Genomic DNA, 14,746 nt, shown 5'->3' with positions numbered 1-14,746 from the left:
TCAATCTAGACGCTTCCATCGGTCCATGCAGCCGCAAGCAGCGCCCGGGTGTCCCGAAGAAGCTGCGGCATGACCTTCGTGCCGCCGATCACCGTGATGAAATTCGCGTCCCCGCCCCATCGCGGCACGACGTGCTGGTGCAGGTGTTCGGCCAGCGAACCGCCTGCGACACTGCCGAGGTTGAGGCCAACATTGAAACCGTGCGGCTGCGAGACTCGCTTGATCACACGGATCGCCTGCTGTGTGAACGCCATGAGTTCGGCACTTTCGTCCGCGGTGAGGTCCTCCAGGTTCGCGACCCTGCGGAACGGCACGATCATCATGTGCCCCGGGTTGTACGGGTAGAGGTTCAGCACCGCGTACACGTGCTCGCCGCGCGCGACGACGAGGCCTTCTTCGTCCGTCATTTTGGGAATGTCGGTGAACGGTTCGCCGGTCGCGTCGGTCGGCTTCACCGCGTCGACGATGTAGGACATCCGGTGCGGGGTCCAGATCCGTTCGAGCCGATCCGGCTGTCCCGCACCCCGGTCCACGAGTTCGCCTTCGCTCATGACGGCGCGACCAGCTCGGCCGTCGGCGATGCGTTCTCACGCCGGCCGATCCAGTCGACGATGGTGTCGATCGCCTGGGCCACCGGGACACCGTTCACCTGGGTGCCGTCGCGGAAACGGAAGCTCACGGCACCCGCCGAGACGTCACGCTCACCGGCAAGGAGCATGAACGGCACCTTGTGGGCGGTGTGATTGAAGATCTTCTTCTGCATCCGGTCGTCGCTCACATCGACGTCGACCCGAATTCCCTTGTTCCGCAACAGCTCCGCGACGCCCTGCAAGTGCTCGACGTGCGGTTCCGCAACCGGGATGCCGACCACCTGAACAGGCGACAACCACGCGGGGAACGCGCCTGCGTAGTGCTCGGTCAGCACGCCGAAGAACCGCTCGATGGACCCGAACAATGCGCGGTGGATCATGACCGGCTGTTGTTTGCTGCCGTCGGAGGCGGTGTACTCGAGGTCGAAACGCGCAGGCTGGTTGAAGTCGAGCTGGATGGTCGACATCTGCCAGTTGCGGCCGAGCGCGTCCTTGGTCTGCACCGAGATCTTCGGTCCGTAGAACGCCGCGCCGCCCGGATCGGGTACGAGCTCCAGCCCGGACGCGCGACCGACCTCCGCCAGCACCTCGGTTGCTTCTTCCCACGCCTCGTCGGAGCCGACAAACTTCTTCGGGTCCTTGGTCGACAGCTCGAGATAGAAGTCGTCGAGGCCGTAGTCCTTGAGGAGATCGAGGACAAAATTGAGAATCGTGGTGAGTTCGCCGCGCATCTGCTCACGGGTGCAGTAGATATGCGAATCGTCCTGAGTCATTCCGCGCACGCGGGTGAGACCGTGGATCACGCCGGACTTCTCGTAGCGGTACACCGACCCGAACTCGAACATCCGTAGTGGCAGCTCGCGGTAGGACCGCCCGCGCGACCGGAAGATCAGGTTGTGCATCGGGCAGTTCATCGGCTTGACGTAATAGTCCTGCCCGGGCTTGCGAATCGAGCCGTCCTCGTTGTGTTCCGCGTCGAGGTGCATCGCCGGGAACATCCCCTCCTTGTACCAATCGAGATGGCCGGAAACCTGGAAGAGGTGGCCCTTGGTGATGTGCGGGGTGTTGACGAACTCGTAGCCGGCCTCGACGTGCCGCTTACGCGCGTAGTTCTCCAGCTCCTGGCGGATGATGCCGCCCTTGGGGTGAAACACCGGCAGACCCGAGCCGAGCTCGTCGGGGAAGCTGAAGAGGTCCAGCTCCAGGCCGAGTTTGCGGTGGTCGCGCTTCTCCGCCTCGGCCAGCAGTTCGAGATGGTGGTCGAGGGCTTCCTGCGATTCCCACGCGGTCCCGTAGATGCGCTGTAGGTCCTCGCGGCTCTGGTCGCCGCGCCAGTAGGCAGCCGAGCTGCGGGTCAGCTTGAACGCGGGGATGTACTTCGTGGTCGGAATATGCGGACCGCGGCACAGGTCTTTCCAGACCAATTCGCCGCTGCGGGGATCGAGATTGTCGTAGATCGTCAGCTCGTTGCCGCCGACTTCCATGACCTCGGGGTCGTCGATACCCGACTTGTCGGTGATCAGTTCGAGCTTGAACGGTTCACCTGCCAACTCGACCGTGGCCGACTCCACGTCGGTAACTCGACGCGAAAAGCGTTGCGCCCCTTTGACGATCTTCTTCATCCGGGACTCGAGCTTCACGAGGTCCTCGGGCGTGAACGGCTTGTCGACGCGGAAGTCGTAGTAGAAGCCGTCCTTGATCGGCGGGCCGATGCCGAGCTTGGCTTCGGGGAACTCCTGCTGGACGGCCTGCGCGAGCACGTGCGCGGCCGAGTGCCGGATGACGCTGCGGCCGTCGTCGGTGCCCGCCGCAACTGCCTCGACCTCCACCTCGACGTCGGGTACCCAGGCAAGATCCCTGAGCTGGCCCTCGCTGTCGCGGACGACGACGATCGCGTCTGCGCCCTTGCCGGACAGACCGGCTTCACGCACGGCAGCACCCGCCGTCGTCCCTGCCGGCACCCGGACGAGGGTGGCTTGGGCTGGGCGGGCTGGTGTGCTCACGGCAGTGCGCTCCTAGTTGCAGGGTGGTCCGGATACAGAGTCTTCCGGCGGACCCATGCTATCGGCCGCGTCGAACCAATTCGGTCAGCAGCCCCGCTCTTTCCTCAGGTTCTCGCCGCGGACAGCTGACGCATTTGGCCGCTTTGCCGGTCTCGTAGATGACGCAACACGACGATCGGCGGACGAACCGGCGACCCGACACCTCGATGAATCTCGGTTGCGGCATCGTCGCCGAGAGCTGCGCAGCGATCGACGACGCAACTTCGGGTACCCCCGCATCGAGCGCACGGTTCGCCAATGCGTCCGATGCTATTGCCCACAGCGCGGGGGTCCCGGCGCCGCTGACCTCGGCAAGACTCACAATCACGCTCCCGACGGCCGGTCGCAGAGCTGTGGCGAACGCAGGCGTGTCGGCGACGGTCAGCGCAGAGCGGACGGCGGCCAGCGAGCCGTCGGCGCGCATGTCACAGGTCAGCGCCGCGAGCGCTGGGTCCGCGATCGCAGAGCCCGCCGCGACCTGCCGCAGCGGCAAATCGAGCAGCACGGAGCTGGCCATGTACCACCACAACGTGCCGATCACCCGGCGGTCGGCACAGTCCCAGGCCTCCCCCAGTGCACCGACGCGGTCGGCCAGCCAGGCGGGGTCGGCCAGGCGCGTTCCCGGCTCAGCCGTCATTTGAAGAACGGACGCTCCAACCACGGCCAGTCGAGTCCGAACCACCCACCTACGAGCGAGAACGACCCCAGCAGCCACAACGCCGCGACAGTGACGACGAATGTGAGCACGGCAGCGATGCCTCTGATCAACCAGTTCTGCGCGAGGAACCACTCCATCACGCGGTCGTATTGCTTCTTCACCCAATGCAGTAGGCGATGAGCAAACTCGAACTCCGATGCGAGGATGCCGAGGCCCGCAAACACGATGAGCCAGCCCGGACCGACAAACGGAATGCAAATGATGCCGACGACGAGGACGACGAACCCGACGACGCCGATGACAATCCGGTAGGTCATGTCCAGCGCCGGATTCTTGGCGACTTTCTCCCGGTGCGCGCGCCAATGGTGCAGCGGGCCTGGCTTTGCGTCCGACTCCGACGTGTTCAGTTCCTCGGTGCTCACCATTTCTCCCCTACCTGCGCCTTCCGATGTCGTAAGGGTACCGAGTCCGTTGCCCTGCCCCGCTAGAGACAACGCCACCCACATGCGCAGCGTTAACGCATGTGGGTGACTGACCTCCGGGCCCGATGGGTCCCGGGGACGTTTGGCTTGTGCCTATGGCAGTTACATGTGGCCGAAACGCGCTTGGTACGCCAGGCGGTCGCGCTCCTTGAACTTCGAGGCATCGAGCAGGTGCGGGTCCAGTCCGTGCGCGGCGAGTCGGAAGCGGCGCCAGACGTAGCTCAGCGCGACTGTAAACACCACGAACGGCACGACCATCATGGCCAACATTGCGATCTTTATTCCGATGGGTCCCGGGAACAGGAACACGAAAGCGAACCACGGGAGTGTCGGAATGAAGAACCGCAGTAGCCAGCGCCTTTCGGCACCAGGTCCGACCAGGTCGTCACGTACCCACTCGGTCAGATCCTCCGGAAGCGTTTGCCCAATCGCGTACCTCACGAATTGGCTAGGCGTGGGTTTCTTCATGGTTCTCACGCTACGCTCGCCACCGCTATTGTCCAGAGGGCAATCTCCCCCGCGACCTGCAGTTTTATGTCTTCTTACTCGTTGCGTGGCAGCACCGTGAGAACGCGACACGTGTGATCGCGGAAAGCGCGCATGAATTCGGTGAGGAATTTCTCCGTATCGCTGTCGGTGATATCGCCTTCGGCGGTAATCAGTCCAGGTTTCAACTGAATGTAAGCCTCGGGTGCGGTCATTTGCCGGGCGTTGCAGAAAGTCAGAACGCCGCGCAAACTTTGCTGCGCCATAGCCGTACCGATAGCTCCCGGCGATCCCCCGATGACGGCTGCCGGCATGTTGTCGAACGAATTCGTGCCGTAGGGCCGACTCGCCCAGTCGATCGCATTCTTCAGAGCCCCGGGTATGGCCCGGTTGTATTCGGGCGTCACGAACATGACCCCGTCGACCGCACCGATTGCCTCCTTCAGAGCCCGGGCCGGGGGCGGATAGTCGTCATCGAGGTCGCGGTTGTAGAGCGGCAGATCCTTGATCGGAATTTCCTCGAACGCGAGATCGGCCGGGGCAACTTTGATCAGCGCCTGCGCAAGACTTCGGTTGACGGATTCCTTCGACAGACTGCCGACGATGTAGCCGATCTTGTAGGTCATGTGCGGTCCTTCCGTGCGCGGCCGGATGAGGCTTTCGGTGCAAGCATGCCCACTCGCCAGGATTGGAAACTTCGCACGGTCTCGCGCTGCCCCACGCTGATCACGACCGAAAGGTCACCGACACGCCGGGAGCCGGAACCCCTCGTTCGGTCTCACCGCAGCCACCCTGATCACGACCAAATGGTCACCCCGCCCGAACCACTCATTCGGTCTCACCGCAGCCCCCGCTGATCACGACCAAATGGTCACCGACACGCCGCGAGCCCGAACCGCTCGTTCGGTCTCACCGCAGGCCCCCGCCGACCTACTTGCGGCCGGTGAAATCTTCCATCGTCTTGTAGACGCCCAGGACGCGGCCGGCGACGAAGTCACGCAGGGACGTCGGGAGGATGCCCTTGAAGACCTCGGACAGCAGCACCGTCTTGGGGAGCACGACGAACGCTGCGCCCTTCTTCATTTCTTTCCAGACCTCGTCGACGACGGTCTCGGGCTCCAGGATCGGCAGCAGCGGAGCAGCTTTGGCGCCTTCGAACATGCCGGTGTTGATGTAGTACGGGCACACCGTGGTGACCTTGACGTGCGAGTGACCGGCCTGCTCGAGTTCGAGGCGCACCGAGTCGGACCAGCCGACGGCCGCCCACTTCGAGCCGCAGTACGACGCCATCCGCGGATTGGCGGTGAGGCCTGCGGCGGAGGAGATGTTGATCAGGCGTGCCTGCTCGTCGGACGCGATCATGCCTGGCAGGAACTCACGGGCGATGAACATCGGCGCGAGCGAGTTGATCTTCATGGTCATTTCGGTGTCGCGGGCGCTGTCGGTTTCCCAGAAGTAGGCGTTGCCGCGCACGATGCCGGCGTTGTTGACCACGACGTGGGGATCGCCGACGTCCGCGCGAACCTGGGCGGCCGCCTTCTCGATCTGCACGCGGTCGGAGACGTCGACGACGTATGCCTTGATCTTGCAACCGGAGTCGGCGAGCTCAGCGGCCGTCTCGTTCAGTGCGGTCTCGTTGATGTCCCACAGCACGACCGCTGCGGCACCTTCCTGGACGGCTCGCTGGGCGTACAGCTTGCCCATGCCCATTGCTGCGCCCGTGATCAGAACTCTTTTGCCTGCAACGCTTTTCATTTTCGGTGTCCTTTTGTGAGTGTGTTGGCTTGTTCGAAGTTGGGAGGGGTGGTTCACCAGTGGATGCCGGGCAGCACCCGGACCATGCGCTTGGCTGCACGGGAGAGGGGCTGATCCTGCACGGCGACAGTCGCTTTCGCGAGGACCCGCGTGCTCATAGCCGTTTCCTTCTTGACGGTCTCGCCGGAGTCCGGCGTGACGCCCTTGGCCGCGAGTGAGTCCGGGAACAGTCGGTACGCACGGTGCAGGATGACGTCGACCAGGCCCGGGGCCAGCGTGTAGCTGAGTTCGCCGAGTGTGCCGATCGGGGTGCCGATCTCCTTGGGGCGCTTGATGAGTGCGCGAACGACCATGTCGGCGGCTTCCTCGGGCGAGAGCACCGGGAAGGCGTCGTACATCGAGGTGGGCGCGATCATCGGCGTGCGGACGAGCGGCATGTGGACCGTTGTGAAGGTGATGCCGTCACCGTGGACCTCGCTCGCGGCGACCCGGCTGAAGGCGTCGAGCGCAGACTTCGACGCGACGTATGCCGCGAAGCGGGGGGTGTTGGTCTGAACGCCGATCGACGAGATGTTCACGATGTGTCCGAAGCCGTGCTCTTTCATGTGCGGGAGCAGTTCCATGATGAGCCGGACGGCACCGAAGTAGTTGAGCGCCATGGTGCGTTCGAAGTCGTGGAAGCGGTCGTGCGACAGGCTCAGCGAGCGGCGGATCGAGCGGCCGGCGTTGTTGACGAGCATGTCGATCGACTCGTGGTCCTTGACCAATGTGGCGACGAGTTCGGTGACGGACTCGGCGTCGGTGACGTCGCAGGTATAGACGAATGCCGTTCCGCCGGCCGCTTCGATGCCGGCCTTGACCTCTTCGAGCTTGTCGAGGCTGCGGGCAACGAGGATGGGCGTGCCGCCCGCCTGGGCAACCGCGAGAGCGGCTGCCGCGCCGATGCCCGAGGATCCGCCGGTGATGACGACCCGGCGACCTTCCAATGGGAGAGCTTCTTCGGAGATCAGACGCCGCACCGGCGCAGTGGCAGCTGCCGCGATTCCGGTGACCGTTTCCCGGATCTCGGAGACGTTGGACAGGGAGGGACGGGAGATCGAGATGTTGGCAAGAGGGTTCATTTTGGGGCTCCTGGCATTTGGCGTGGTATGGGTCACATGCTCTGCGGTACTGTGACGTACCACCTGTGAACAGGATGGTACGCATTCGTACCGGATGCAATAGGATGTGGCATGTATCTCATCGACGCAGATGAGACCGACCATTCGAAGGTGAACATGACCGAGTCCAACGGGTCCGAGGCACGCGCCCGACTCATCGAGGCAATGAACGCCGTCGTCGCCGAAAAGGGCTATACGACGACCACGATCGCCGACGTCGTGGCCAAGGCCAAGGTCTCCCGGCGAACCTTCTACGAACACTTCGACGACAAAGAGGAATGCCTCCTCGCGTGCCACACGATGCTCGGCGACGTCATGCTCCGCGCGGTCACCACCGCCGACTTCGACAGGTCGAGCACACAGGCGCTGATCTCAGGCGCCACCCGCGCCCTGATGGCCGCGTTGACCGCGAAACCCGACCTGACTTACACCCACTTCGTCGCGATGTACGCGGCAGGCCCACGTGCTCGACAAGCCAGGCGTGATGTCCAGGCCCGGTTGGCCGCTGCCGTCCAGCGCGCTGCCAAGCAGGCCCAGGTCGGCGACGATCGCGTCCACGTGCCGTCGGATCCGATGGCGGCCGCCCTTGTCGGTGGGATCGGCGAACTGATCGTCGCCTCCGTCGAACGCAATCGCGTCGACAAGCTCGACGATCTGATACCGACTGTCGTCGACTTCGTGAGCGCGGTTCTCATCCGCGGCTCGTAGCCCGACCTCAGCTGCCGTACACCGACTCGAGTTCCTCCAGCGCGTGTCCGCACGCCACCGCGAGACGCTGCAATCTGGGCACCGCTTCCCGGCAGCCGATGAACCCGAAATTCAGTGTGTCCGCATAACTTTCGCAGGTGATGTTCAAGGCTACGCCGTGGACGGGGATCGAAACCGGGTACACCGACTCCATCCGATTGCCCCGGAAGTACAGGCTTTCGCGCGGACCGGGGACGTTCGACATCACCACGTTGAAGGTAGGTGCGACGGCCTTCGCCAGATTCGCGCGCGCAACTCCGGTCTGCACGACGAACGGTGCCGCAAGAAACATGGTGTAGGCCAGGATCGCGTTGCGCGTCATGCTTTCCATCTGCTCTTTCGCGGCACGCGTCGATGCAATGATCGCTTGCATGCGCTCCGCGGGGTCGGCGATGTTCGTGCCGAGCGAGGCGAGCATGCCGCCGACCGCGTTACCGCCGCCCGGGTCGTCCTTGGGCCGAACGTTCACGGGCACGAAAGCGATGAGCGGTTTGTCCGGCAACTCCCCCAGGTCTGCCAGATACGTACGCAGGCCGCCACCGCAGATCGCGAGTGCGACGTCGTTGAGCGTCCCGCCCGACGCCTTCGCGACCGCCTTCAGCCGCTCAACGTTGTACTGCTGCGTCGCGAACCGCCGATTACGCCCGATTCGAACGTTGAAGATCGTGTGCGGCGCCTGCAGGGAAGGAACGAGCGCATCTTCTTCCTTGCGGCGGGTCCGATTGAGTCGAAGTACCGCGCCCGCAATGTCTTTGACCGACGTCAGCTGAGAACCGACGGCACTCAGGACCGCGCCGAGGTCGGTCGTCGACTCCTCCGCTTCCCGGGGCTCACGCTCAGGCGGTCGCATCTGGAAGAAGAACGGCGTATCCGTGACGCTCGGATCACTCGACATCGATCTGATCATCGTTTTCATCGCCGTGTAACCGTCGACCAGGGAGTGGTGCACCTTCACGTAGAGCGCCAGGTTGCCGTTCTCGAGACCCTCGATGAGGTGCGCTTCCCATGGTGGCCTGCTGAAGTCGAGCGGATGGCTGTGCAGTCGGGAGACCAGCGTTCCGAGCTCCCGTTCGTCACCCGGGCTTGCCAGCGCCGACCGGCGCACGTGATAGTCGATGTCGAATTTGTCGTCTTCCACCCAGCGGTGCAGCGGATTCTTGAGCAGCCCGGGCGTTTGCAGCTTCATGTTCCACGGCGGTTGCACGTCGGTCATCGACATCAGCTCGTCGCGCAGTTGCCCTGCGACTTCCGTCGCGTTCCCGGTGGGCTTCACCTGAATCAGCCCGGCAACGTGCATCATCGATTCCGATGACTCCATTTGCAGGAACATTGCATCCATCGGAGACAAAAGGTTGCCGGCCATGATCGAACCGTAGCCACTCCACGCGCCGCCAGCGCCTGAATTCGCCATTTGTGCCGCCTTCGGATCGACACGGTGGTGACAATTGAAGAGTGGTCGCCGAATGCCCCGAAGAGGCCCGATGAAAAAGCTTGTCAACGATCCTGCGCGCGTGGTGACCGACGCGCTCCGTGGTGTGGCTGCAGCGCATCCCGAATTGCGCGTCGACTTGGCGCAGAAACTTGTCGTTCGCGGTGATGCGCCGGTGCGCGGCAAAGTCGGGCTCGTGTCCGGGGGCGGCTCTGGGCACGAGCCACTGCACAGCGGGTTCGTCGGCTTCGGCATGCTGGACGCGGCCTGCTGCGGCGAGGTTTTCACTTCCCCAGTGCCGGAGCAGATCTCGACCGCCACAAAGTCCGTCGACGGTGGTGCAGGCGTTCTGCACATCGTGAAGAACTACACCGGCGACGTCATGAACTTCGAGATGGCGGCTGAACTCACCGCTGCCGAATCCGGCATCGAGATCGCGACGGTGATCACGAACGACGATGTCGCCGTGCAGGACAGCACGTTCACGGCGGGGCGCAGGGGCGTCGGCGTCACGGTGCTGCTCGAAAAGATCGTCGGTGCAGCGGCGCAAGAGGGTCGCACACTTGCCGAGGTTGCGGACCTCGCACGCCGAGTGAACGCGAACGGCCGGAGTATGGGAATCGCGTTGTCGTCGTGCACAGTTCCCGCAGTCGGCAAACCGACGTTCGACCTCGCCGCGGATGCCATCGAGATCGGGATAGGCATTCACGGCGAACCCGGACGCCGCAGCGGACCGCTCGTCCCAGCAAGCGAAGTAGCGGCGCTACTCGTCGAGGTAGTGCTCAGCGACCTCGATTTCACCGGCGGCGACGGCGTCATAGCGTTCGTGAACGGTATGGGCGCAACGCCGCAGATCGAGCTGTACCTGATGTACAACGAGGTTGCAGCCCTGCTCGCGAAATCCGGGGTTCAGGTGGCGCGGTCGCTCGTGGGCTCTTACATCACGAGCCTCGACATGGCCGGTTGCTCGGTGACGCTGCTATGCGCCGATACCGAGATGCTTCGCCTGTGGGACGCTCCAGTGCGCACGCCGGCTCTTCGATGGGGGATGTAAAGGTGACCGAAACAATCGACCTCGATGCGCTGACCGCATGGATGCGCGAGTTCGGCCGGCTGATCAGCGACAATCGCGACCTGCTCACCGATCTCGATGCGGCCATCGGCGATGCCGACCATGGTGTCAACATGGAGCGCGCCATGACGACCGTCGTCCACGCGCTCGATACGGACCGCGCAGCAACTGTCGCAGGACTGCTGAAGCAGGTCGCGCTGGAGATAGTCAGTGCGGCGGGCGGCGCGAGCGGTCCGCTGTACGGCACGTATTTCCTCCGTATGGCAAGTGCGGTAGGCGAGGTGGAAGTCCTGGACCCACAGGGATTTTCGATCGCCATGCAAGCAGGCGTCGAGGGCCTCGTCGCGCGCGGAAAGGCGGCGGCGGGTGACAAGACGATGTTCGACGCACTCGCACCCGCCTCGGAGGCACTCGGGAAGGCGCTGGCCTCGGGCGAATCCCTGCGGGATGCGCTGCGGGCAGCATCGGCCGCGGCAAACGAGGGGCGGGACGCGACAACTCCCCTGGTCGGACGAAAGGGCCGGGCGAGCTACCTCGGCGAGCGCGGAATCGGTCATCAGGATCCCGGTGCAACCTCGGCGGCACTGCTCGTTGCCGCTGCCGCCGCGACGCTGCCGGGAAGCTGACAACTTCTCATGGTCGGCATTGTCGTTGTGTCGCACAGTCGCTCGCTCGCGCGCGCAGCGGTTGCACTTGCCATGGAGATGGTGGAGGCAGGCTCTGTCCGAATCGAGATCGCGTCCGGTCTCGACGAGTCGACATTCGGAACCGATGCGATCGCGATTTCCGACGCAATCGCTGCTGCCGCCGACGCCGACGGAGTCGTCGTCCTCATGGATCTCGGTAGCGCTGTGTTGTCCGCAGAAACCGCGCTCGAACTACTCGACGACAGCCTCCGCGATACGGTCGTTCTCTGCGCCGCTCCACTCGTCGAAGGGCTTGTCGTGGCAACGGTTGTCGCTGCTGCGGGCGGATCGCGCGCGGAGGTTGCCGCTGAGGCCACACAGGCATTGGCAGGCAAGCAGTCTCACTTCGAACCGCCCGTCGCGCCGAATACCGCCCTCCGGGATGCCGACGAGTTCGCGCGCGTGTTCACCGTGTCGAATGCGCACGGTTTACACGCCCGACCCGCCGCACGCGTCGTCGCAGCGGTCAGGGAATTCGACGCCCGGGTCGAATTGCGGAACCGAACCGCACAGTCGCCGTGGGTGTCGGCGTCGAGTTTGACTCGCGTGGCGACGTTGGACGTCCTGCACGGCCACGAGGTGGAGATTCGCGCGAGTGGTCCGCAGGCACGCGAGGCGGTCGACGGGATCGTAGCGCTCGCTGCGCGATCTTTCGACGAAACCGAAGCGCCCACAGCGCCTCTTCCCGTCTTCGACTCCGCTATGCCCCTGCCTGCGTCGCCTGGCATCGGGATCGGAGCGGCATGGTCGGCGCAGGCCGCACCTGTCGATGTGACGAATGCGCAGTCGAGCGGATCGGATATCGAGTGGCGCAACATCGTCGAGGCACTGTCCACCGTGCGGCGCGATCTACAGCGCATCCGCGCGCGAACCGTCCGGTTCGCCGGTGAGGCCGAGGCCGCCATCTTCGACGCCCACCGATTACTGCTCGACGACTCGGACCTGCTCGACGACGTCCGCGCCCGAATCAGCCGCGGCCAGGCCGCTGCCCAGTCCTGGCTCGCGGCAATAACCCGGGTTGCCCGCGAATTCGACGCCCTGCACGATCCCTACTTGCGCGAGCGGGCTGCCGACATCCGAGCGGTCGGCGATTATGTGCTGCGCGCCCTCCCGGGTATCGCCGCCGCCGCGACCGAGGGGGCCGGTGTGCTGATCGGCGCCGACATCACGCCCGCGGAAGCAGCGTTGCTCGACCCCAAGCGCGTCAAGGGAGTTGTTCTTGCCCATGGCAGCCCGACCTCGCACAGCGCAATCATCGTTCGTTCGCTGGGAATTCCGGCAGTCGTCGGGCTGGGCCCGGCGATTCTGGAGGTCCCCCACGGCACCCGGATAGCGCTCGACGGTGCAACGGGTGAAGTTGCGATCGACCCGTCCGAGGAGGTCCTCGCACACTTTCGCGCGCTGGCCGCCGATCTCGGCAGGCAGGAACGAGCCGTCGCGGACCGGGCGACAGCGTCGGCGACCACCCGCGACGGCGTTGCGATCACCGTCGCGGCCAATGTGGGTTCCCTTGCAGACGCGAAGTTGGCGGCACGCTCCGGCGCCGACCTCGTCGGACTCGTCAGGACGGAGTTGCTCTTCCTTGGGCACCGGTCGCCACCGTCGGTCGATGAACAGGTCACCGAATATCTCGCCATCGCAGATGCTTTCGACGGACGCCGAGTAACGCTGCGCACACTCGACGCCGGGGGCGACAAGCCGCTCGGGTTCATTCCGTCGCCACCCGACGCGAATCCGTTCCTGGGTGTCCGCGGCATCCGCTATGCACTGGCCCATCCCGAGTTCCTGCGAGACCAGCTGCTGGCGATGGTCCGCGTCGCACACGAGGTCCCGGTGAGCGTGATGTTTCCGATGGTCACCAACGTCGCCGAAATCCGCTCGGCCCGGACGTTTCTCGACGAGGCCATCGAGCGTGACGGTCGCGGTGCACCGTTGGGCATGAAGGTCGGAATCATGGTGGAAGTGCCGACCACCGCGTTGAAAGCACGCGCCCTGACTCCGTACGTCAACTTCTTCAGCATCGGCACCAACGATCTGACGCAATACGCGACGGCGGCCGAGCGGGGCAATCCGGCGGTTGCGTCGATCGCGGACGGATTCGACCCGGGGGTCCTGCGGCTGATCGATGCCGTGTGCCGCGGCGCGGGTGAACGCGCACTCGTCGCGGTCTGCGGGGAACTCGCCGCGGACCCCGTCGCCGCAGTCCTGCTGTGCGGACTCGGCGTTCGGCAGTTGAGCATGGCGCCGCGATCGATCGCCTCCGTCAAAGGTGCGGTCCGCAGCGTCGATACCGAGCGCGGTGCCGTTCTCGCAGCCGCCGCGCTCGATGCGGAAGATGCGGTTGCCGTTCGGGCTCTGCTCAGCGAGTAGCGTCCGGGAATGCCCGCAACGCCACCGACCGGACCACTGAACGGAATCAAAGTTGTCGATCTGACGACCACGTTCATGGGACCGTACGCAACGATGCTCCTCGCCCGCATGGGTGCCGACGTCGTCAAGGTCGAGGAGCCCGCAGGCGATGTCACTCGCGGGCTTGCTGACACCGGTGCGGGGGCGGGCCCCGCTTTTCTCAATGCGAACCACGGAAAGCGCAGCATCGCAATCGATCTCAAGAACTCAGTGGGCCGGGCGGCGCTGCTGCGCCTGATCGAGCGCGCTGATGTCTTCGTCACCAATGTCCGGCCGCAGGCACTGGCACGCCTGGGGCTGACTCCGGAGACGATTCATGAGACAAACCCGCGAGCGATCGTCGCTACGCTCGTCGGATTCGCGCCCGGCGGGCCGTATTCCGGTCGAGCCGCCTACGACGACGCGATCCAAGCCATCAGTGGCATTGCGGACGTGCAGGGCGGCGATGGCGAACCTGCATACGTGAAGAGCGTGATCGCCGACAAGACGGTGGGGCTGATGGCGGTCAACGGCATCCTTGCCGCACTGGTTGCTCGCGGCGTCACGGGGCGGGGCACTGTCGTCACCGTGCCGATGTTCGAGTCGATGGCAGCCTTCAACATGCTGGAACTGCAGGGCGGCTACGTATACGAGACGCCGCGAGGACCGAGTGGCTACGCACGGGTCTCCTCACCGTTCCGCAAGCCGTACCGAACGGCCGACGGTTATCTCGGCGTCGTCGTCTACACCGACCGGATGTGGCTGGCCTTCTTCGAACTCATCGGCCGCCCCGAACTCGCCGACGAACCGCGCTACGCAACAATCGCCGCGCGCACGGCCCATGTCGACGAGATGTACGAACTGATCGACACCGAACTCGCGAAGGAATCGAGCGCATACTGGCTCGAAAAGCTTTCTGCCGCCGGCATTCCGGCACTCCCGGTCCAGTCGATCGCCGACCTCCGCACTGACGAGCACCTGCGGGCCGTCGCCTTGTTCGAGGACGTCGACCACCCGACCGCGGGACCTCTGCGCCTTCCCGGCCTGGCCACCCAGTTCTCCGATACGCCATGTTCGCGCGAGACGCGCCCTGCTCCCCTGCTCGGCCAACACGGTCCGGAGGTTCTCGCCGAAGCCGGCATGACTGCCGCCGAGATCGACGAATTGCGAGCAGCGGGCATCCTGGTTGTGACCGGCGACCCGCGCTGACCTAAGCGATGTAAAAGATTCTTGACACGATGTCGAATAGCC

The 14,746-nt window shown here is 64.6% G+C and carries 14 protein-coding genes; 5 read left to right on the top strand and 9 right to left on the bottom strand.

The features are described 5' to 3' along the window. Positions 1 to 5: 5 nt before the first annotated feature. The 8 genes from JGU72_RS11285 to JGU72_RS11250 form a co-directional block, all read right to left on the bottom strand. Positions 6 to 551 carry an ATP adenylyltransferase gene (locus JGU72_RS11285; RefSeq protein WP_199684001.1) on the bottom strand — a complete coding sequence of 182 codons (546 nt, stop codon included), beginning with the start codon at positions 549 to 551 and terminating at the stop codon, positions 6 to 8. After that, entirely contained in the window at positions 548 to 2,593 is a 2,046-nt protein-coding gene (gene thrS, locus JGU72_RS11280) for a threonine--tRNA ligase (protein WP_199684000.1), read from the bottom strand. Before thrS ends, JGU72_RS11285 begins: the two co-directional genes overlap by 4 nt. Before the next feature lie 58 nt (positions 2,594 to 2,651). Beyond that, positions 2,652 to 3,269 carry a hypothetical protein gene (locus JGU72_RS11275; RefSeq protein ID WP_199683999.1) on the bottom strand — a complete coding sequence of 206 codons (618 nt, stop codon included), beginning with the start codon at positions 3,267 to 3,269 and terminating at the stop codon, positions 2,652 to 2,654. Further along, positions 3,266 to 3,715 carry a TIGR02611 family protein gene (locus tag JGU72_RS11270; RefSeq protein WP_199683998.1) on the bottom strand — a complete coding sequence of 150 codons (450 nt, stop codon included), beginning with the start codon at positions 3,713 to 3,715 and terminating at the stop codon, positions 3,266 to 3,268. Before JGU72_RS11270 ends, JGU72_RS11275 begins: the two co-directional genes overlap by 4 nt. A gap of 159 nt (positions 3,716 to 3,874) precedes the next feature. Beyond that, positions 3,875 to 4,240, bottom strand: coding sequence for a DUF5313 family protein (locus tag JGU72_RS11265; RefSeq protein ID WP_199683997.1), 366 nt, complete (start codon positions 4,238 to 4,240; stop codon positions 3,875 to 3,877). Positions 4,241 to 4,314: 74 nt separating this feature from the next. Next, positions 4,315 to 4,884: an NADPH-dependent FMN reductase gene (locus tag JGU72_RS11260; protein WP_199683996.1), complete on the bottom strand. Its 570-nt coding sequence runs from the start codon at positions 4,882 to 4,884 to the stop codon at positions 4,315 to 4,317. A 304-nt stretch (positions 4,885 to 5,188) separates the two neighbouring features. After that, on the bottom strand, positions 5,189 to 6,013 hold the full coding sequence (locus JGU72_RS11255) for an SDR family oxidoreductase (protein ID WP_199683995.1): 825 nt from the start codon (positions 6,011 to 6,013) through the stop codon (positions 5,189 to 5,191). Positions 6,014 to 6,066: 53 nt separating this feature from the next. Beyond that, positions 6,067 to 7,134 (bottom strand): SDR family NAD(P)-dependent oxidoreductase, encoded by a 1,068-nt coding sequence (locus JGU72_RS11250; RefSeq protein ID WP_199683994.1) that lies wholly within the window; start codon positions 7,132 to 7,134, stop codon positions 6,067 to 6,069. Positions 7,135 to 7,245: 111 nt separating this feature from the next. On the opposite strand from JGU72_RS11250, the gene JGU72_RS11245 reads away from it, so the two are divergent. After that, positions 7,246 to 7,881 (top strand): TetR/AcrR family transcriptional regulator, encoded by a 636-nt coding sequence (locus JGU72_RS11245; protein ID WP_199683993.1) that lies wholly within the window; start codon positions 7,246 to 7,248, stop codon positions 7,879 to 7,881. 7 nt (positions 7,882 to 7,888) lie between these two features. Here the strand turns inward: JGU72_RS11245 and JGU72_RS11240 are convergent, their stop codons facing one another. Then, the gene (locus tag JGU72_RS11240) at positions 7,889 to 9,283 is read right to left on the bottom strand and encodes a WS/DGAT/MGAT family O-acyltransferase (protein WP_199684570.1); all 1,395 of its coding nucleotides are present in this window, start codon (positions 9,281 to 9,283) and stop codon (positions 7,889 to 7,891) included. Positions 9,284 to 9,401: 118 nt separating this feature from the next. Between JGU72_RS11240 and dhaK the strand changes: the two genes are divergently transcribed. From dhaK to JGU72_RS11220, 4 genes are read left to right on the top strand one after another with little or no spacing between them, the layout of a single operon-like run. Continuing rightward, positions 9,402 to 10,403: a dihydroxyacetone kinase subunit DhaK gene (gene dhaK / locus JGU72_RS11235; RefSeq protein ID WP_199683992.1), complete on the top strand. Its 1,002-nt coding sequence runs from the start codon at positions 9,402 to 9,404 to the stop codon at positions 10,401 to 10,403. A 14-nt stretch (positions 10,404 to 10,417) separates the two neighbouring features. After that, the gene (dhaL, locus tag JGU72_RS11230) at positions 10,418 to 11,047 is read left to right on the top strand and encodes a dihydroxyacetone kinase subunit DhaL (RefSeq protein ID WP_199684569.1); all 630 of its coding nucleotides are present in this window, start codon (positions 10,418 to 10,420) and stop codon (positions 11,045 to 11,047) included. Positions 11,048 to 11,056: 9 nt separating this feature from the next. After that, the gene (ptsP, locus tag JGU72_RS11225) at positions 11,057 to 13,477 is read left to right on the top strand and encodes a phosphoenolpyruvate--protein phosphotransferase (protein ID WP_199683991.1); all 2,421 of its coding nucleotides are present in this window, start codon (positions 11,057 to 11,059) and stop codon (positions 13,475 to 13,477) included. Positions 13,478 to 13,486: 9 nt separating this feature from the next. Continuing rightward, positions 13,487 to 14,704: a CaiB/BaiF CoA transferase family protein gene (locus JGU72_RS11220; RefSeq protein ID WP_199683990.1), complete on the top strand. Its 1,218-nt coding sequence runs from the start codon at positions 13,487 to 13,489 to the stop codon at positions 14,702 to 14,704. The last annotated feature ends 42 nt before the right edge of the window (positions 14,705 to 14,746 follow it).

It is taken from the genome of Antrihabitans auranticaus (assembly GCF_016481275.1).
GTDB lineage: Bacteria > Actinomycetota > Actinomycetes > Mycobacteriales > Mycobacteriaceae > Antrihabitans.
Note: the sequence above shows the minus strand (reverse complement) of the source record. Positions and strands in the feature narration are given on the sequence as shown.